General features: G+C 48.8%; 19 protein-coding genes. 1 reads left to right on the top strand and 18 read right to left on the bottom strand.

Annotated features, from left to right (window positions below; all coding sequences use genetic code 11):
- Window positions 1-35: 35 nt before the first annotated feature.
- From DQW12_RS01755 to rpoE, 16 genes are all read right to left on the bottom strand, one after another.
- On the bottom strand, window positions 36-659 hold the full coding sequence (locus DQW12_RS01755; RefSeq protein ID WP_113905981.1) for a hypothetical protein: 624 nt from the start codon (window positions 657-659) through the stop codon (window positions 36-38).
- A 17-nt stretch (window positions 660-676) separates the two neighbouring features.
- The gene (gene eno / locus DQW12_RS01760; RefSeq protein WP_113905982.1) at window positions 677-1,972 is read right to left on the bottom strand and encodes a phosphopyruvate hydratase; all 1,296 of its coding nucleotides are present in this window, start codon (window positions 1,970-1,972) and stop codon (window positions 677-679) included.
- A gap of 10 nt (window positions 1,973-1,982) precedes the next feature.
- Window positions 1,983-3,620, bottom strand: coding sequence for a CTP synthase (gene pyrG, locus DQW12_RS01765; RefSeq protein WP_113905983.1), 1,638 nt, complete (start codon window positions 3,618-3,620; stop codon window positions 1,983-1,985).
- Between the two features lie 111 nt (window positions 3,621-3,731).
- Window positions 3,732-4,580, bottom strand: coding sequence for a nucleoside triphosphate pyrophosphohydrolase (gene mazG / locus DQW12_RS01770; RefSeq protein WP_198683875.1), 849 nt, complete (start codon window positions 4,578-4,580; stop codon window positions 3,732-3,734).
- Entirely contained in the window at window positions 4,564-6,744 is a 2,181-nt protein-coding gene (gene relA, locus DQW12_RS01775; protein WP_113905984.1) for a GTP diphosphokinase, read from the bottom strand. Before relA ends, mazG begins: the two co-directional genes overlap by 17 nt.
- A gap of 72 nt (window positions 6,745-6,816) precedes the next feature.
- Window positions 6,817-7,191: a holo-ACP synthase gene (gene acpS / locus DQW12_RS01780; protein ID WP_113905985.1), complete on the bottom strand. Its 375-nt coding sequence runs from the start codon at window positions 7,189-7,191 to the stop codon at window positions 6,817-6,819.
- 2 nt (window positions 7,192-7,193) lie between these two features.
- A complete protein-coding gene (pdxJ, locus tag DQW12_RS01785; RefSeq protein ID WP_113905986.1) occupies window positions 7,194-7,925 on the bottom strand; it encodes a pyridoxine 5'-phosphate synthase in 732 nt (243 codons plus the stop codon).
- A gap of 11 nt (window positions 7,926-7,936) precedes the next feature.
- A complete protein-coding gene (gene recO, locus DQW12_RS01790; protein ID WP_113905987.1) occupies window positions 7,937-8,632 on the bottom strand; it encodes a DNA repair protein RecO in 696 nt (231 codons plus the stop codon).
- Window positions 8,632-9,537, bottom strand: a complete 906-nt coding sequence (gene era, locus DQW12_RS01795; protein WP_113905988.1) for a GTPase Era — start codon at window positions 9,535-9,537, stop codon at window positions 8,632-8,634. The genes recO and era overlap by 1 nt, the downstream gene beginning before the upstream one ends.
- 19 nt (window positions 9,538-9,556) lie before the next feature.
- Window positions 9,557-10,258, bottom strand: a complete 702-nt coding sequence (rnc, locus tag DQW12_RS01800; RefSeq protein WP_113905989.1) for a ribonuclease III — start codon at window positions 10,256-10,258, stop codon at window positions 9,557-9,559.
- Window positions 10,255-11,175, bottom strand: coding sequence for a signal peptidase I (gene lepB / locus DQW12_RS01805; protein WP_113905990.1), 921 nt, complete (start codon window positions 11,173-11,175; stop codon window positions 10,255-10,257). Before lepB ends, rnc begins: the two co-directional genes overlap by 4 nt.
- 19 nt (window positions 11,176-11,194) lie before the next feature.
- The gene (gene lepA / locus DQW12_RS01810; RefSeq protein ID WP_113905991.1) at window positions 11,195-13,012 is read right to left on the bottom strand and encodes a translation elongation factor 4; all 1,818 of its coding nucleotides are present in this window, start codon (window positions 13,010-13,012) and stop codon (window positions 11,195-11,197) included.
- 67 nt (window positions 13,013-13,079) lie between these two features.
- Entirely contained in the window at window positions 13,080-13,517 is a 438-nt protein-coding gene (locus tag DQW12_RS01815; RefSeq protein ID WP_113905992.1) for a SoxR reducing system RseC family protein, read from the bottom strand.
- Window positions 13,514-14,557, bottom strand: coding sequence for a MucB/RseB C-terminal domain-containing protein (locus tag DQW12_RS01820; protein ID WP_198683876.1), 1,044 nt, complete (start codon window positions 14,555-14,557; stop codon window positions 13,514-13,516). The genes DQW12_RS01815 and DQW12_RS01820 overlap by 4 nt, the downstream gene beginning before the upstream one ends.
- Window positions 14,514-15,182: a sigma-E factor negative regulatory protein gene (locus tag DQW12_RS01825; protein ID WP_113905994.1), complete on the bottom strand. Its 669-nt coding sequence runs from the start codon at window positions 15,180-15,182 to the stop codon at window positions 14,514-14,516. Before DQW12_RS01825 ends, DQW12_RS01820 begins: the two co-directional genes overlap by 44 nt.
- Before the next feature lie 19 nt (window positions 15,183-15,201).
- Entirely contained in the window at window positions 15,202-15,783 is a 582-nt protein-coding gene (rpoE, locus tag DQW12_RS01830) for an RNA polymerase sigma factor RpoE (protein ID WP_113905996.1), read from the bottom strand.
- Between the two features lie 186 nt (window positions 15,784-15,969).
- Here rpoE and nadB point away from each other — a divergent pair, with 186 nt between their 5' ends.
- Window positions 15,970-17,583: an L-aspartate oxidase gene (gene nadB, locus DQW12_RS01835; protein ID WP_113905998.1), complete on the top strand. Its 1,614-nt coding sequence runs from the start codon at window positions 15,970-15,972 to the stop codon at window positions 17,581-17,583.
- Here nadB and DQW12_RS01840 read toward each other — a convergent pair.
- Complete coding sequence (locus DQW12_RS01840) at window positions 17,580-18,095, bottom strand: protein YgfX (RefSeq protein WP_306418735.1); 516 nt, start codon at window positions 18,093-18,095, stop codon at window positions 17,580-17,582. The two genes, nadB and DQW12_RS01840, sit on opposite strands and share 4 nt — an antisense overlap.
- Complete coding sequence (locus DQW12_RS01845; RefSeq protein WP_113906002.1) at window positions 18,014-18,286, bottom strand: FAD assembly factor SdhE; 273 nt, start codon at window positions 18,284-18,286, stop codon at window positions 18,014-18,016. The genes DQW12_RS01840 and DQW12_RS01845 overlap by 82 nt, the downstream gene beginning before the upstream one ends.
- Between the last annotated feature and the right edge of the window lie 149 nt (window positions 18,287-18,435).

Raw genomic sequence — 18,435 nt, forward strand, 5'->3', positions numbered from 1 at the left:
ATGACGAGTTTAAGAGGAAGAAAAAACCCCTATCTTTAACCACGCTTGGGTAATGTTGCGCGGGTGAAGTTTTGCCAATGAATAAGAGAGCTCAACAGCAGCTCCCGCAACGACAATACATTAGGCGCTAGCCTACCATGGTCGCTCCATCGGTGCCCTGCACAGGCAGCAGACATGCTTTGTTTAGAGGGTTTTAATACGCGAATTGATTGTTGTTCCAACGAGTCGCCCAAAAAGCTACACCAACCCCAACGGTTCAAATGAAAACGCTGTTGGCCATAGTCAACACGATCCACGCTGTCGAGTTTGACGTGCCATTCAAAGTCTTGCGCTACCATTACCGGTAACGGTAACCCGGGCGCAACATGTTGCTCAATCCAATGTGCAAAGCGTTGCGTTGGTTTGCTTATAATCGGCTTACTTTGTTGCGGCGCTTGCCAACTTGCATTTTGCAAATCGAGAATCAGCGGTGTGTCTGCTTCCAATAACCGCCAGGCGGCAAGTTTTACGTAATAAGGCAGGCTTCGTAATTTGCGGCGCAGCCGGTCAGCGTTATCGTCGCTATAAACAAGAGTATTCAACTCTCGTTCATAAATTGCATTACACAGCTCTGCATGGGCAGAGCTGTGTTGTTTTAGAGCAAAAATGTCCGACTGCATTTTAGCCGCGAATTGCTTTATTGGGCCGCAGCACGAACTTCTGCACGACCGCGATAATCAACTTCGCCCAGCATTTGCTCAATACGAAGGAGCTGATTATATTTGGCAACGCGATCGGAACGGCACAAACTACCGGTTTTAATTTGCCCCGCCGCAGTACCCACCGCTAAGTCGGCAATGGTTGCGTCTTCTGTTTCGCCCGAGCGATGGGAAATAACAGCGGTAAAGCCAGCGTCGTGAGCCATGCGAATAGCCGCCAAGGTTTCACTTAAGCTGCCAATTTGGTTGAATTTAATCAAAATTGAGTTGCCAATACCTTGGTCGATACCGCGTTTTAAAATTTTGGTGTTAGTCACGAATAAATCATCACCAACCAATTGCACACGATCACCCAAACGGTCGGTTAAAACTTTCCAACCGGCCCAGTCACTTTCGTCAAGGCCATCTTCAATTGAAATAATTGGGTAGCGGTCGCACAAGCCAGCCAGATACTCCGCAAACTCTTCAGCAGTGAACGACTTGCCCTCACCGCTTAAGTGGTATTTGCCGTCGCGGTAAAACTCTGAAGCCGCACAATCGAGTGCCAAGGTTACATCGTCGCCAAGTGTGTAACCTGCATTTGCCACTGCTTCCGCAATCACTTCTAGCGCTTCTTCATTCGACTTTAAGTCGGGCGCAAAACCGCCTTCGTCGCCTACCGCAGTCGACAAGCCGCGATTGCGCAGTACCGCTTTCAGTGCATGGAAAATTTCCGCGCCCATGCGTAAGCCTTCCGAGAAGCTGTTCGCGCCCACCGGCTGAATCATAAACTCTTGAATATCAACATTGTTGTCGGCATGTTCGCCGCCATTCAAAATGTTCATCATGGGCAATGGCATGCTGAATTGGTCGGCGGTACCATTCAACTGCGCGATATGCGCAAATAATTCGATTTTTTGCGAAGCTGCGGCGGCTTTCGCTACGGCTAAGGACACCGCAAGAATTGCGTTTGCACCTAACTGTTCTTTGTTTTCAGTACCATCGAGCTTGAGCATAACATCGTCAATGGCTTGCTGGTTCAATGCGTCCATACCCACTAAGGCCGCCGCAATCGCACCATTAATATGACCCACTGCTTTTAGAACGCCCTTGCCCAAATAACGGCCGGCGTCTTTGTCGCGTAGCTCCAATGCTTCACGGCTTCCCGTAGACGCTCCACTCGGCGCTGCGGCACGGCCAAAGCTACCGTCTTCCAACCATACGTCGGCCTCTACCGTAGGATTACCACGTGAATCCATAATCTCACGGCCTACAATTTTTTTAATCTGGCTCATACTTGTCCTTTTACTTTCTACGTTGATCTTGATACTCGGCCGCAGCCGCTACAAAGCCTGAAAACAACGGGTGCCCGTCGCGTGGTGTTGAGGTGAACTCAGGGTGAAACTGCACCGCAATAAACCATGGGTGGTCAGGCAACTCAATGCCTTCAACAAGCTGTTTGTCTGCCGACAGTGCAGAAAATTTCAGCCCGGCTTGCTCAATTTGCGCACGCAAATTGTTGTTCACTTCGTAGCGATGACGGTGGCGCTCATACACTTCGTTTGCCCCGTACATTTCATGAACTTTACTACCCGGTTCAAGGTGACATTTTTGCGCCCCTAACCGCATGGTTCCGCCTAGATCGTCATTTTCTGAGCGCTGCTCAACGTTACCCGACTTATCCATCCATTCCGCAATAAGTCCCACAACAGGGTAAGGCGTATTGGCGTCGAACTCAGTGCTGTTTGCACCTTTCATGCCGGCACAATGGCGAGCAAACTCGATCAGCGCTATTTGCATACCCAAGCAAATACCGAGGTATGGAATATTGTTTTCCCGTGCATAGCGCGCTGCAATCATCTTACCTTCAATACCTCGGCCGCCGAAGCCGCCGGGAACTAAAATAGCGTCTACATCCGCCAGTTTAGCCGTACCTTTGGTTTCGAGGTCTTGCGCATCAATGTACCGAATGTTGACCGTCAGGCGGTTATGCAAACCGGCATGCGCCAGAGCTTCATTGACCGATTTATAGGCGTCTGGCAACTCCACGTATTTTCCCACAAAACCAATGGTAACTTCACCACTAGGGTTCGACTCGAGGTAAAGTACCTTTTCCCACTCAGCCAAGTCGGCCTCTGGGCAATCAATACCGAACCGCTGAACCACTAACTCATCGAGCCCTTGCGCCTTCAAAATAGAGGGGATTTTGTAAATACTGTCAACGTCTTTTAACGAAATAACGGCCCGCTCTTGTACGTTGGTAAAGAGTGCAATTTTCGCGCGTTCATTGGCAGGAATAGTGCGATCGGAGCGGCAAATCAAAATGTCGGGTTGAATACCGATAGAACGTAATTCTTTCACCGAATGCTGGGTCGGCTTGGTTTTCACCTCACCCGCAGCACCGAGGAATGGCACTAAGGTTAAATGGAGGAACAGCGTTCGCTCACGGCCCACTTCAGTTCCTAACTGGCGAATTGCTTCCAGAAAAGGCTGCGACTCAATGTCACCCACTGTGCCACCAATTTCGATCAGCGCGATGTCGTAACCGTCGGCACCTTCAATTACACGGCGCTTAATTTCATTGGTAATGTGTGGAATAACCTGAATGGTCGCACCTAAAAATTCGCCACGGCGTTCGCGGCGAATTACGTCTTCGTATACGCGGCCGGTGGTGAAGTTGTTTTTCTTGGTCATGCGCGTACGAATGAAACGCTCGTAATGACCCAAGTCGAGGTCGGTTTCGGCGCCGTCTTCGGTTACGAATACTTCGCCGTGTTGAATCGGGCTCATAGTGCCTGGGTCAACGTTAATGTATGGGTCGAGCTTCATAATCGTGGTTTTTAAACCACGCGCTTCAAGGATTGAAGCAAGGGAAGCCGCCGCAATACCTTTCCCCAGCGATGAAACAACTCCGCCGGTTACAAATATATATTTAGTCGCCATGCATAACCTGCTGCGTCAAGGTGAATGATTGGTTTGGAAAAGTACTTAAGACGGGAAAATAGTATACCCGAGGCTTTGCCTTTCAACAATCATTCAGTGCAGGAATTCCGCTTACTCTTTTTTCTTTGCCTGTTGCCAAAAGGCCTCTAATTGTTCGAGCGAGTAATGGTCGAAGTTCCCAGCTCCCTGGGCAACCGCGCTTTCTACATGACCAAAACGGCGCATAAACTTTTGATTGGTGCGCGCCAAAGCGGTTTCTGGATTCACCTTGGCATGTCGGGCTAAATTAACCACCGCAAAGAGCAAGTCACCAATTTCCTCTTCCACATGGTTTATATTTATCTCGGTTTCAGTTAAGGCTTCTCGAACCTCGGCGAGTTCTTCTTCTATTTTTTCAAGCACTGGCGCTATCGTGTGCCAGTCAAAGCCAACGCTCGCTGCCCGTTTTTGTATTTTCATGGCCTTTAAAATGGCTGGCAAATTGTTGGGAACATCGGCAAAAACAGTCTCGTTCCCGCCCTTCTCTTCCCGTTCGGACCTTTTTAAAGCTTCCCAGCGCTGCTTCACCTCATGTGCGTCACTCACGGTTTCAGAGCCAAACACATGAGGGTGTCGGCGAATTAATTTTTCCGCCATGGCCTGTGCAATATCGTCAAAGTCGAACCATTGGCTTTCTTTTCCAAGTTGTGCGTAAAACACCACTTGGAACAGCAAGTCGCCGAGCTCGCCTTGCAACGCCGCCCGTTCAGTTTGGTTTGAGCCCTCTTCAACTGCGCCTAAATCGGCTATAGCCGCCGCCACTTCATAGGCTTCTTCAATGGTATAGGGCACCAAACTTTGCATACTTTGCTTCAAGTCCCACGGGCAGCCTTGCTGAGGGTCGCGCAGCCGCGCCATTACCGCTAACAACTGGTCGACACCACGCAGCACTTGTTGCTGGGTATTATTTTCGTTGTACATTTTGCACCTGTGACACTTGCTGCAATTTCGCAATTAAACGCTGTACGTCGTCTTGATGCTGCACCAACACCGACAAACCTACAAATACCTGCCCCTCTTTGTCATGGCGGGTATTTACGTCGGTTACGTTTAATTTTTCGTGACTCAAAATACTGGTAATATCGTGCAGTAACCCTGGTCGGTCAAACGCCAGAATACTCAGCGTTACGCTATAGGCTTGTCGCTTTTCGTTCACCCACTCCACGTCTATACCGCGCCCTGGGCTTGCTAGCACTAATTTGTGTAATTGATCACAGTCTTGATGGTGAACCGACACCCCACGGCCTTGCGTGATGTAACCCACAATAGGGTCGCCCGGTATCGGCTGGCAACATTTTGCAAAGCTCATCATCAGGTTGCCAATACCGGCCACTTTTACGCCGTCACGATTTGCTTTCTCTCTGCGTGGCGGTTTTCGTTTTGCAGCTAGCTTCTCTAACTCTTCTTGCTCGTCAGTGGGCTCTGCCACTAAGTAGTTGACCACTTGATGCAAACGAACATCGCCCGCACCAATAGCTACTAACAAGTCGTCGAGTTGAGTCATATTAAACTTTTCAACAGCCTGCTGTGCGTCAGAAAGTGGTAAGTTATGGCGTTGCAATTCAGTTTCGAGTAAATCTCTACCTGCTGCCAAATACTGTTCTCGGTCAATTTTCTTGAAATACGCGTGTACTTTGCTGCGTGCTCGACTCGACAATAAATAACCCAATTGCGGGTTCATCCAATCGCGTTTCGGATTTGGCTCTTTTTGGGTGAGAATTTCAACTCGCTCAGCATTCTGTAAGCGATAGGTAAAAGGTACAATTCGCCCGTCTACTTTTGCACCAATGCAGCGGTGCCCGACTTGGCTATGAATATAATAGGCAAAATCCAGCGGCGTAGAGCCCATGGGTAAGTCAATCACGTCACCTTTTGGAGTAAACACATAAACGCGATCTTCGAAAACTTGGCTGCGAATTTCTTGCACCAATTCTTCGTTTTCTGCCATGTCTTCGTGCCACGCCAAGAGCTTACGTAACCAAGCAATTTTTTCTTCGTAGCCTTGCGTTTTACCCGCGATCTGGCCCTCTTTATACATCCAATGAGCAGCAACACCTAATTCCGCGTCGTCGTGCATTTGATGGCTACGAATTTGAATTTCAACATTCTTTTGTTCCGGCCCAATCACCACCGTATGAATAGACTGGTAGCCATTCGCTTTGGGTGTCGCAATATAGTCGTCGAATTCTGAGGCCAAATGACGCCACTTGGTATGCACCACACCGAGCGCGGCATAGCAGTCTTTTAAGCTGTGAGTCACTACCCGAACCGCACGAATGTCGAACAGTTCGTCGAATTGCAGATTCTTTTTCTGCATTTTTTTATAAATGCTAAAAATATGCTTGGGCCGACCATAAACGTCGGCCTCCACTTGGTGTTCCGCAAGGCTATGCTGTAGGTCGGATACAAAATTAACAATATAGCTTTCACGTTGTGAGCGCTTTTCGTCCAGTTGTTTGGCAATTGCCATATAAACCGTGGGGTGCAAATAGCGAAACGCGAGGTCCTCAAGCTCCCACTTTAATTGACCAATGCCAAGCCGGTTTGCAAGCGGCGCGTAAATTTCGCTACATTCTTTCGCAGCTAATACACGCTCTTCTTCATCCGCAAGTTTAACCACGCGTAAATGGCAAATTCGCTCCGCAAGTTTAATTAAAACGGCTCTTACGTCTTCCACCATGGCCAATAGCATACGCCGCACTGTGTCAATTTGCCCTTCACTTGGCTTGCCACGACGAAAGTGTTGCAACTCGCTAATGCTTTGCATTTGTTGCACAGTTTCTACCAGAACACAGGTTTCTTTATTGGTGTGGTTGATTAACCAGTCGCTGTCTACTGCCCCCGCCTCGTAATACGGAAAACACAGGGCAGCCAACAAGCCGGCGCGGTCTAAATTCAGTGAGGAGAGTATTTCAACCATTTCACGCGCTTTGAAGCGCGTTTCGGGCGGCAGGTTCGCATGGCTCAATAATTTACTTTCAAGCGCTACAAGAAGGTCACGTTGGTTGGGATCGGAAATGGCAACGAGCCAATTACTGTGCTCGTCGTGTCGTTTATCCACATGTACATTGCGGACCTGAACCATGGTTACCTCCTACCACTGTTCCTCACCAACGAAGAACCATTAAAGCCTGCCAAGCACCTTTTACGCTAGGCCTTAGGTTAACACTACAAAGGCTACAGCATAGTCAGTTTCGTCACTTATCGAAAGCTGAACTTCAGTTACACCGAGGTGTTCAGCGCGCAAACCGGCTGCCCCTTCCAATACGATATAAGGTTGCCCAGCCTCAGTATGGCGAACTTCAATGTCGTGCCAACTCATACCCTTGGCTAAACCCGTGCCGAGCGCTTTTAAACAAGCCTCTTTGGCGGCGAAGCGTTTCGCTAATAACCGACCCGGCTCTCGCACCGTATGCATTTGTTCTAGCTCTGGCGGCGTTAAAATGCGCGCCGCAAAACTGGGCTGTCGCGAAAGTGCGGCGGTAATCCGTGCAACCGCAACAATGTCGGTACCAATACCCTTTACACTCATGCTTAACCCAGCCGCGCCTGCTGCATAATGTTTTTCATTTCCTGCACTGCCGCAGCCAAACCCGAAAACATAGCGCGGGCCATAATGGCATGGCCAATATTAAGTTCGTAAAGCTCCGGAATGCGCGCAATCGCGTGCGTATTGTGATAGTGCAAACCATGTCCTGCATTTACCGTTAAGCCAAGTTGTTTAGCGTAGCGTGCTCCGCTTTCAATAGCCCGCAATGCCTGCTCTTGCTGCTTGCCAGTGCATTCCGCATAGTGCCCGGTATGCAGTTCAACATAGGGCGCGCCACTTTCGGCAGCGGCTTCAATTTGTGCGTGGTCGGCGTCAATGAATAAACTCACTAAAATGCCCGCTTCCGAAAGCTCTGCAACCACGTCTTTTACCCGCTCCTGTTGCCCGGTAATGTCGAGACCACCCTCGGTGGTAAGCTCTTCACGCTTTTCCGGCACTAAGCACACGTAAGTTGGAGCAACACGCTTGGCAATGTTCACCATCTCCGGTGTCATCGCCATTTCTAAATTCATTCGCGTTTGCAAGGTCTCGGCAAGCAACTCCACGTCACGATCTTTAATATGGCGTCTGTCTTCGCGTAAATGAACGGTAATACCATCAGCACCGGCCTGCTCTGCAACTGCTGCGGCATGCACTGGATCAGGGTAAGCCACACCGCGTGCGTTTCGTAAGGTTGCAATGTGGTCAATATTGACACCCAGTAAAAGAGAATTCATATACCACCTATTTAATTTTGGCTAAAAAGATTGCGGCTCTGCAGTGGTTTACTGCCAATGTGAGGTTGGAGTACCGCGCGCATAATCCACTTAAAATAACGCAAGCGCTGTTCGGTATCGAGCTGAAAATCAGCCATTGCTATTATGTTTTGGCCACTAAAAATAAGGGCTTGTGGCTGCTCAGTCTCGACGTTCGGCTGCAGCAAAAACCCGCGTTCCGGCTGCAGTTGGTAAAATCGGCTGGCATGAAGGGGTTCACCGCACTCCGCTTCATTCAACCAGTCGATATTAATATCCATAGCCTGCAGCAATTGCCATTCGAACTTTCTTAATACCGGCTCTAAAGCCACTTTTTGCTGTAACAACCCCAGGGTATGGCGGTAATCGTCGAACACATGGGTGTTTACATACCGTTCGGGCAGCACACGTTGCACTAATTCGTTTAAATAGAAACCGCTGTACAAAAAATGACCTTGCAAGTCATAACTTTTGAGCGAGTCGGCTTGGGTAAGCGTAGCGAGCTCCCCCCGCCCTTGATAAAGCACGTCGAGTTCAGTAAAGGCCTGTAATGCGCCACGCCATTTATTCTTTGCGCTGCGAGCGCCCTTTGCAATTACACGCACTCGGCCTGCGTCGCGGGTAAACAGTTCAAGTAACATGCTTGTTTCTTGAAAGGGCCAGCGATGCAAAATAAACGCCGGCGTCATTAGTCGTCTCCGTACCCCAAACTACGTAGCGCACGTTCATCGTCGGCCCAACCGGACTTCACTTTCACCCAAAGTTGCAAGTTCACTTGGTTATCAATTAACCGTTCAATATCACGCCGCGCTTCTTGGCCAACGATTTTCAGCTTGCTGCCTTTATTGCCAATAACCATGCGCTTTTGCCCTTCACGCTCCACTAAAATAAGTGCGTGAATAAGGGTAACGCCAGACGCCTGTTGTTGAAATTTTTCAATTTCAACGGTGGTTGAATAAGGCAGCTCGTCGCCCGTAAAGCGCATTAACTTTTCGCGAATAATTTCCGCCGCCATAAACCTTACGGAACGGTCTGTCACATGGTCCTCTGGGAAAAAATGAATGCCAGGCCGCAAAAATTTACGTACTATCCCTTTAAGCACGGGGATTTGCTCTTGCGAACGTGCCGTCATGGGCAAAATATCAACAAAGTCTAAATGTTCGCTTAAGCCTTTAATGTGCGGTAACAAGCTTGCTTTGTCTTTTACCTGATCAATTTTATTAATAATCAGCGCTACCGGCCGTCCCGATTGACGAATTTTATTCATTACCATTTCATCGTCTTCGGTCCAATGCGTGCCTTCTACCACAAAAAGTACGAGATCCACGTCGCCAATAGACGAGCTTGCAGCTCTATTCATTAACCGGTTAATTGCGCGCTTTTCTTCTTTGTGCAAACCTGGCGTGTCTACATACACGGTTTGGTACCCGCCGTCGGTGTCAATACCGAGAATACGATGCCTTGTGGTTTGTGCTTTCTTTGAAGTGATACTTACTTTTTGCCCAAGAATTTGATTCAAAAGCGTAGACTTACCTACGTTTGGACGCCCTACAATAGCCACAAAGCCGTTGTACGTGCTTATTTCGTTTGTCATTCGTTTCCTTTAATTTACTTTACGCTTTTGAGTTCTCTAGCTTGGCTAAAATATCGAGTGCTTTTTCTGCAGCGGCCTGCTCTGCTTTTCGGCGGCTGGTACCTTCCCCTATTGTAGGTTCTCCGAGCAATTCATGCGCACAACTCACCTTGAATTTCTGATTATGCGCCTTCCCTGTCGTTTCTACTACTTCATAGCTTGGCACACTCATTTGTTTCGCTTGCAATAACTCTTGTAAACGCGTTTTCGGGTCTTTTTGATTCTGCCCAGGCTTAATGGTTGCCAGCATAGGCGCAAACCACGCCATAACCACCTCGCGGCATTTATCCATGCCACTTTCAAGGTAAATAGCACCAATCAAGGCTTCTACTGTATCCGACAAAATCGACTCACGCCTGTACCCACCGCTTTTGAGTTCACCGGGGCCTAAATTTAAAAAGTTACCAAGCTCAAATTGCACGGCAATTTTTGCCAACATGGGGCCGCACACCAATGTAGCGCGCATTCGGCTTAAATCACCTTCTTGCGCCTTTGGGAACTGGCGAAAAAGAGCCTCAGCAATAAACACACTTAACAACGAGTCGCCCAAAAACTCTAACCGCTCATAGTGTTTCGCACTGGCACTGCGGTGAGTTAAGGCCTGCTTCAATAATGCTTTATCTTTAACTTCATACCCTATCGCCGACGCGAGTAGCCGATTCTGCTGCTCCGTTAAATTCAATCTATACTCCCCAGTCGGTCAAAACGAATTCGCGACGGCAACCAGCGAGGCAACCGCGAGTCTGGCCCATGCTCAAAATCGAGGCTCAGCCAAACGAACACCGCACGGCCAACCAACAGGTCTTCGTGCACAAAGCCCCAAAACCGGCTGTCGCGGGAATTATCACGGTTATCGCCAATAACAAAGTAATGCCCTTCGGGTACCACCCATTCGTTGCGCCGTGTATTACTCTGATTAAAATAATTCACCATTTGGTTGCCACTTGCCGGATTAACCAAAATGGAATAGTGCTGCTCGCCATGAACCTCTTGGTAGGTTCGTAGTGGTGTGCGCCCCATATAATATTCGCCATCGGCTACAAGTTCTTGGGTAATTTCTACTTGCTGCTCTCCACGACAGTCAGGCGCACAGGCTTTTTCAATAAAAAAACGTTTGTCTTGGTAAATAACACGGTCGCCCGGTAAACCAATCACCCTTTTTATATAGTCAATGTCGGGCTCTAAAGGAAATTTAAACACCGCAACGTCGCCGTGTTCTGGGCGCCCTGTGTTTAAAAATTCTTTTCTAAAGAGTGGGTCACGAATTCCGTAGCGAAACTTTTCAACCAGAATAAAATCGCCAACCAATAGCGTTGGCATCATCGACCCCGACGGAATACGAAAGGGCTCATAGAAAAAAGAACGCAGAATGAGAATAAAGGCAATTACAGGAAAAGCGGCACGTGAAAACTCCACGATACTCGGCTCGGGCGCTGCACGCCGAGCTTCCTCCTCGGTAAGCGCAGTCCCCGTTTTTGCCGACACCGCCGCAATGGCTTGCTCGCGTTTTGGTTTGAACAGCCAATGATCAATTAGCCAAACAATGCCGGTAAATGCGGTCGCAACCACCAGCAAGAGTGAGAAGTAAAATGTGGTCATTAATCCTTGGCTCCCATGCCTATTTTCCTGTTCTTAATACAGCAAGGAAAGCCTCTTGTGGCACCTCAACGTTACCGAGCTGCTTCATACGCTTCTTCCCTTCTTTTTGCTTCTGTAAGAGCTTTTTCTTACGGCTTACGTCGCCACCATAACACTTGGCTGTAACGTTCTTGCGCAACTGTTTTACCGTGCTACGGGCAATAACATGGTTACCAATAGCAGCCTGAATAGCAATGTCGAACATTTGCCGTGGAATAAGCTCACGCATTTTGTCTACCACATCGCGGCCGCGCGACTGGCTGATACTGCGGTGACAAATCATGGCTAAAGCGTCAACCCGTTCACCGTTAATCATGATGTCTACACGCACCATGTCAGAAGGTTCAAAGCGTTTGAAATGGTAGTCGAGAGACGCATAGCCACGGCTGGTGGACTTCAAACGGTCAAAAAAGTCCATGACCACTTCGGCCATCGGCAGTTCATACGTGAGTGCCACTTGCTTACCATGGTAAGTCATGCTTTTTTGCATGCCGCGCTTTTCCACACAGAGCGTAATTACATTGCCTACATGTTCCTGTGGAACCAGTATATGCGCCTCTACAATGGGTTCGGCAATTTCTTCAATATCGTTTACCGAAGGCAAATGCGCCGGGTTATCAACTTTTAACTCCTGCCCCTTTGTGGTCAAAACTTTATAAACCACGGTTGGCGCCGTAGTAATTAAGTCAATGTCGTACTCACGCTCCAAACGTTCTTGAATAATTTCCATGTGCAGCATGCCTAGGAAACCACAACGGAAACCAAAGCCAAGGGCACCAGAGTTTTCAGGTTCAAAGAACAGCGAGGCGTCGTTCAAGCTCAATTTGTCGAGTGCATCGCGGAAGTTCTCATAGTCGTCGGAACTGATGGGGAACATTCCCGCATACACCTGTGGTTTAACCTTTTTAAAGCCGGGCAACGGCTTGTCTGCTGGTACTTTTGCTAAGGTTAAGGTGTCGCCTACCGGCGCGCCATGAATGTCTTTAATGCCGGCAATGATATAACCCACTTCACCCGCACGTAAAATACCGGTTTCGGTTTGCTTAGGGGTAAATATGCCAACTTTATCGATCAGGTGGCTTTGCCCTGTCGACATAACCTTCATTTTTTCACCGGCTCGGACTACGCCTTTTTTAATACGCACTAAGGAAACAACGCCTTGGTAGTTGTCGAACCAAGAGTCCATAATTAAGGCTTGCACCGGAGCATCGTCGTCGGCTTCTTCTTTGGGTGACGGAATTTGTTTAACAATGCGCTCTAGCACATCGCGAATACCAATACCGGTTTTTGCCGAACATTGCACCGCGTCAATAGCTTCAATACCAACAATGTCTTCAATTTCTTGCGCCACACGCTCAGGTTCCGCCTGCGGCAAGTCAATTTTGTTCAGAATGGGAACCACTTCAAGGTTCATGTCAATTGCGGTGTAGCAGTTGGCGAGCGTTTGCGCTTCCACACCTTGTGCGGCGTCCACTACCAATAGTGCACCTTCGCAACCGGCAAGGCTGCGCGACACTTCATAAGAAAAGTCCACGTGGCCGGGCGTATCGATGAAGTTCAACTGATAACGCTCACCGTCGTCGGCGTCATAATACAAGGTTACACTTTGCGCTTTAATGGTAATTCCGCGCTCGCGCTCAATGTCCATGCTGTCGAGCACTTGCTCCGCCATTTCGCGATCTGTTAATCCGCCACAATAAGAAATTAACCGATCGGACAACGTCGACTTACCGTGATCGATATGGGCAATAATAGAAAAATTACGAATATTGGCTTTAGCAACGCCGTTTTGGCTCATGAATACCTCAAAAACTAAATTTTAGGGGCGAATTTTACTGGCTTTTGCACATAATCACAATGCAAGGTCACAGGTGCGGAAGGGTTTGCACCTCAAGGCAGGTTTTAATTTTAATATCGCGACGTTGTAAGTAACGCCGAATCACCCAAAAGCTTACAGCCATTGCGCCAAAAGCAGTGAAAATAGCCGCCGGTTCCGAGCCTGGAAATAACCAAGACGCCAACCCAGCACCAAACACCAGCCCAAGCAATGGCAGCCCGTAAAGGAGCATTGAAAAGCGCACCATCACCTGTTCTGGCAGATGCAGTTCCACTCGGTCGCCAACCTTAAATTCGCCATTCGCTGGCACGTGCACAATTCCGTCTCGTTTCGGTAGTGCCTTTGCTAACAGCCCCGCACCACAATGGTTTTGGTGTTGACAGCCTGAACAACCTTGCTTGAGCGCTGTTTTAACTTGCAGCCAACCCTCTTGTTGCGCAATCACCTCACCCACTTCGCGAATCATGGCTTGCGGCTCACTGAATTTGCAATTTGCTCCGACAACTGCAGTGGTATACGCCCCACGACTGTAACGGTAAAGTCTGCTTGTTCAACGGTTATAAACGACAATTCGCCTTGGTACTGCATTGGCGTAGAGCGCTCGGCGCCTTCGCTGATGTACACGGAAAAATTCACCATACCGTCGGAAAAAAGAAAGTGGTCGGCTGGCGGCCCATTCATCGCGACTTGAATATGCTGGCTACGCTGCAACTCAAACCCGCTGGGTAAATTAGAGAACTGCCATTGGGAACGCGGTTCTGCTTGCTCGAGTTCTTGCGTAGGCGGAACATGTTGCCACTCGTTCTCAATCACTAAAGCCTCTTGCAGAGGCACACTATGCGGCTGAAAAGAGGTAAGCATAACCTGTTCAACGAAACCGCCTTCGGCTGTGTGGGTTTGTACACCCAGTAACATACCGGTTTCACGGTCAACCCATAAGGAATAGAAGTAGCGGTTGCGTTCTCGCGACATTAAACGTAAACGAACGGCGTTACGATCAACCACGCGCTCCCCCGCTAACGAAATTGCTTGATAGCTTTCATCGATTTTGGAGAAATGCTGATAAAGCGCGGCAGGAATAGGGCTCACCAGTGCGTTAGCGCGGGTTGAATACGGCCTACTCATGGGCCTAACGTATACCACTTGGTTGTTTAACCGGATAGACTGATTCAACGGGCCATTTAACGTTTCAATGAGCTCAACACGGCTGCCAGCCGGAGTATGGCTCTGCATCCAACGGTAGGTTTGTACGCTGTGGTTGGTTACCGTCACAAAAGAGGCGGTATAATTGAGTTGAGTAAGTGCTTGGTGCATGCGTTGAAACCAAAGCTCACCCTCGGCCACTACTCTCGGATCGATATTTTCCGACCGCTCACGATCATTTCGTTCTTGTGCAGTTTCTTGTGCCGCGGCAGTGCCAAAAAATACCAGGCAGGTCAGCAAAAGCGCCTGCCTTAAAATGCTACTGCGGAGGCTCTTCCAATTGTTTTGGCTGCTCACTTTCATTCGCTTCTGTACTACCTTCTGCGCTTGTGGCTTCTGTTGCTTGTTGAACGCCCCATTGTAACCGAAGCTCATGATCAAGCATATACGCTTGTAACTGCGCGCGTTGCAATGCACGCTCTTGGTTCGCGGCAGAATCGTCATTGTTTATCGACCGTGCAGGCGGCACCGTAAAACTTACCGGGTTTAACGTTCCGCCCATCGGAATAGTTTGTAATACCGACTGATGGCCGTTTCGCTCCACAGCACCCTCAACCGCACTACCGTCGTCGATGCGTTGATATTGCATTACCCCAAATACTGTTACTAATGCCACACTTGCCGCTACCGCCACATTTGCGGCAGGTTTCAACCACTGCTGCGCGCGAAACGCTGCGAGCATATTTTTTCGGGGTGCAATCATGGCCGGTTCACGCGCAACCTGCGCAGCAACCGCAGCCGAAATATCAAGCCGAGTGCCTACTTTTGCCTCGTTTCGCATTACCGCGCCAATAAGCTGGTAGTGGAACCAAGACGACTGTGCGTCTTCATTCCGAACCAGGTTTTCGATACTTTCCGAACATTGGCTTTCTGACTCAAAATGAGCATCTAATAATGCAGAAAGTTGTTCATTCTGGCGATCGGTCATAGTGCTTCCTCAATTAAACTTAGTCTCGTTCTAGCAACGGCCTTATTTTCTCTTCTATTGCTTCACGCGCTCTAAAGATCCGTGACCGAACGGTACCAATAGGACAATCCATCGTGATCGCAATGTCTTCATATCCCAAACCGTCAAGCTCTCTGAGCGTGATAGCTTGTTTTAAATCATCTGGCAAGCTCTCAATGGTGGTCATAATTACCGTTTTGAGCTGCTCAGACATTAATAACTGTTCAGGTGTGGCAATGTCTTTCAAGCCATGTCCATCGTCCAAAAAAGCCGCGTCTTGGGCGTCAATGTCTGAACTTGGCGGCTTTCTGCCACGCGACACCAGATAATTCTTCGCTGTATTTACTGCAATGCGATAAAGCCACGTGTAAAACGCACTTTCGCCTCTAAAGTTTGGCAAAGCACGATACGCCTTAATAAATGCTTCTTGCGCTACATCGGCTACATCACCAGGTTGTTTCACATAGCGTGCTATTAAGCTCATGATTTTATGTTGGTATTTTTTTACCAATATATCAAAAGCACGCTGATCACCCTGCTGTACTCGCTCAACCAGCTGTTGATCAATTTCCTGTTCGCTCATTCGAGCCTACTCTCTCCTGGTCATTATTCTTCGTCTTTTCGAGAATATACGTTGCGGCCCGAGCGTGATTCTTGCCTCACTGTAACTACTAGACCCAGCAATTCTGGAAAAGTTCGCATTTTTTTCACAACTTTTTTCTGAACAGGGTAAAATCCCCGCACGACTTTCTAAATACGATATCTGATCATGTCAACAAGTGCTATGTCTGAGTGCGATGTATTGATTATTGGCAGTGGCGCCGCTGGGCTTTCGCTTGCGTTACAACAAGCAAAAACCTGCCAAGTCATTGTGTTAAGTAAGGGGCCGCTGGAAGAAGGTTCTACTTACTACGCTCAAGGTGGTATTGCGGCTGTGTTCGACGAGAATGACAGTATCGAGTCGCATGTAGAAGACACGCTCATTGCTGGCGCCGGTATTTGCGACCGCGATGTCGTTACCTATACCGCTTCGAATGCACGCGAAAGTCTACAGTGGCTTATCGATCTCGGCGTTGATTTTGACCGAGAAACCAAACAAGACGGCAGCTCGGGCTATCACCTTACCCGCGAAGGGGGCCACAGCCACCGCCGTATTCTGCATGCCGCAGACGCTACCGGTAAAGCCGTGCAGTCAACCTTAGTGAGCCAAGCCCTGAGCCACCCCAACATTAAGGTGCTTGAAAACTGCAACGCCATCGACCTTATTCTGCAGCAAGAGCACTCGCACAAACGTTGCGCCGGTGCCTACGTTTGGGACCGCGTTCATGAAAAAGTGATTACCATTGCGGCCCGCTTCACGGCACTGTGTACTGGCGGTGCGAGTAAAGTTTATCAGTACACGTCCAACCCAGACGTAGCCAGCGGAGACGGGATTGCCATGGCATGGCGGGCCGGTTGTCGTGTTGCCAATATGGAGTTCAACCAGTTTCACCCTACGTGTTTGTTCCACCCGAAAGCGCATAACTTTCTCTTAACCGAAGCCCTGCGTGGCGAAGGTGCTTATTTATTGCGGCCCGACGGGTCTCGCTTTATGCCCGAATTCCATGAGTCTGCAGAGCTCGCTCCACGCGACGTTGTGGCTCGCGCTATCGACTTTGAAATGAAACGCCTCGGTGCGGAGTGCATGTACCTGGACATTTCACATAAGAATAAAGACTTTATTCAGCAACATTTTCCGACCATTTATGAAAAATGCCTAAGCCTTGGTATCGACATTACCCAAGAGCCTATGCCAGTGGTTCCTGCTGCACATTACACCTGTGGGGGCGTGGTAACAGATTTGAATGCTCAAACCGACATTCCCGGCTTATATGCCATTGGCGAAGTTGCCTACACGGGCTTGCATGGCGCAAATCGAATGGCCAGCAATTCTTTGCTTGAATGTGTTGTATTCGCGCGCGCCGCCGCTGCACACATGCAGGCGCAAATGGCTGCAGTTGGCATCGCCAAAGGTCTGCCTGCATGGGACGAAAGCCAAGTAACGCAGCCCGACGAAGAAGTTATTATTCACCACAATTGGCACGAACTGCGCCTATTTATGTGGGATTACGTGGGTATTGTTCGTAGTGACAAACGCTTACAACGAGCGGCACGCCGCGTTGAGCTGCTGCAGCAAGAAATTCACGAGTATTACTCGTACTTTCGTGTGAGCAACAACTTGCTTGAACTGAGAAACTTAGCGCAAGTAGCAGAGCTTATTATACGCAGCGCCGCACTAAGAAAAGAAAGCCGAGGCTTACATTACACGTTAGACTACCCCGACACGCTACCCGAGTCCGGTCCAACCATACTCACGCCAGCACCAGAAACCAAGCCAAGCTAACCTTCTGAACTCGGGTTCGCGTGTTTACAATTAAGTGCAATGCGGCGAATACGACGCCAGTCGGCTTGGCTGTAGCTGTCGTACCAAAACGTTCGCCAACTCCTGCGCTGTTGCGTTTGCTGTACTTCCACCCGCACTAGCCAAGGTAAAACAAGCGCCACTTTTGAAAATTGAAAGGGCTGTTCGCCATTGCCATAGCCGAAGCCGTTCTCGTACAGAATATCGAAACGTTCTGCAGCGATTACGCTGTTCGTTTGTAGAGTTTTTGCAGCCCAAAAAAGAGCAATGGCAACTGGCAACCAAAGCCAGTAGCCAAATGAAAGCGATACAAAAAGAACACCAATACCCACCCCAAATAAAAGCCAACTACTGTTCTTTTGCAATGCAGACGGGTGAGCAACAAGGTGATAGCACGGCTCTTGCGGTCGAATCAGACTTTCACCCGTTTCAACATAAGCGCTACCATTTCCGCAAGTTCGGCATCTGGGCAACGCTGATGCCCCATAAACCACGCAAATAAGTCTGGATCGTCACACGTTATAAGCCTACGAAATACAGCTTTTTGTGCGTCAGATAGCTCATCGTAAGCCTCTTCCACAAATGGCATAAACAACACGTCGAGCTCCAACATTCCTCGCCGACATGCCCAGCGTAAGCGACGTTTATCAACCAATTGCTCTTCAGATTGGCGAATCATTTCCATGCAGTGCACCTTTTCTCAAATGGGTTGCTTGCAGTTTATCAAATTTAGTGAAATTTGTGCGTGCATATCCGCTATTGCCTTGAAAATTAAATTAACCACACGCATGTTTAAGTTACACTATGAGCCGAACTAATTATGGAGTGTTCATT

The sequence above is a fragment of the Aliidiomarina celeris genome (assembly GCF_003316875.1).
Taxonomy (GTDB): Bacteria; Pseudomonadota; Gammaproteobacteria; order Enterobacterales; family Alteromonadaceae; genus Aliidiomarina; species Aliidiomarina celeris.

Bases quoted from the DNA above. Each gene is read 5' to 3' on its own strand.
- DQW12_RS01755 (WP_113905981.1), bottom strand. From the start codon at position 659: ATGCAGTCGGACATTTTTGCTCTAAAACAACACAGCTCTGCCCATGCA.
- eno (WP_113905982.1), bottom strand. From the start codon at position 1,972: ATGAGCCAGATTAAAAAAATTGTAGGCCGTGAGATTATGGATTCACGT.
- pyrG (WP_113905983.1), bottom strand. From the start codon at position 3,620: ATGGCGACTAAATATATATTTGTAACCGGCGGAGTTGTTTCATCGCTG.
- mazG (WP_198683875.1), bottom strand. From the start codon at position 4,580: ATGTACAACGAAAATAATACCCAGCAACAAGTGCTGCGTGGTGTCGAC.
- relA (WP_113905984.1), bottom strand. From the start codon at position 6,744: ATGGTTCAGGTCCGCAATGTACATGTGGATAAACGACACGACGAGCAC.
- acpS (WP_113905985.1), bottom strand. From the start codon at position 7,191: ATGAGTGTAAAGGGTATTGGTACCGACATTGTTGCGGTTGCACGGATT.
- pdxJ (WP_113905986.1), bottom strand. From the start codon at position 7,925: ATGAATTCTCTTTTACTGGGTGTCAATATTGACCACATTGCAACCTTA.
- recO (WP_113905987.1), bottom strand. From the start codon at position 8,632: ATGACGCCGGCGTTTATTTTGCATCGCTGGCCCTTTCAAGAAACAAGC.
- era (WP_113905988.1), bottom strand. From the start codon at position 9,537: ATGACAAACGAAATAAGCACGTACAACGGCTTTGTGGCTATTGTAGGG.
- lepB (WP_113905990.1), bottom strand. From the start codon at position 11,175: ATGACCACATTTTACTTCTCACTCTTGCTGGTGGTTGCGACCGCATTT.
- lepA (WP_113905991.1), bottom strand. From the start codon at position 13,012: ATGAGCCAAAACGGCGTTGCTAAAGCCAATATTCGTAATTTTTCTATT.
- DQW12_RS01815 (WP_113905992.1), bottom strand. From the start codon at position 13,517: ATGATTCGCGAAGTGGGTGAGGTGATTGCGCAACAAGAGGGTTGGCTG.
- DQW12_RS01820 (WP_198683876.1), bottom strand. From the start codon at position 14,557: ATGAAAGTGAGCAGCCAAAACAATTGGAAGAGCCTCCGCAGTAGCATT.
- DQW12_RS01825 (WP_113905994.1), bottom strand. From the start codon at position 15,182: ATGACCGATCGCCAGAATGAACAACTTTCTGCATTATTAGATGCTCAT.
- rpoE (WP_113905996.1), bottom strand. From the start codon at position 15,783: ATGAGCGAACAGGAAATTGATCAACAGCTGGTTGAGCGAGTACAGCAG.
- nadB (WP_113905998.1), top strand. From the start codon at position 15,970: ATGTCAACAAGTGCTATGTCTGAGTGCGATGTATTGATTATTGGCAGT.
- DQW12_RS01845 (WP_113906002.1), bottom strand. From the start codon at position 18,286: ATGGAAATGATTCGCCAATCTGAAGAGCAATTGGTTGATAAACGTCGC.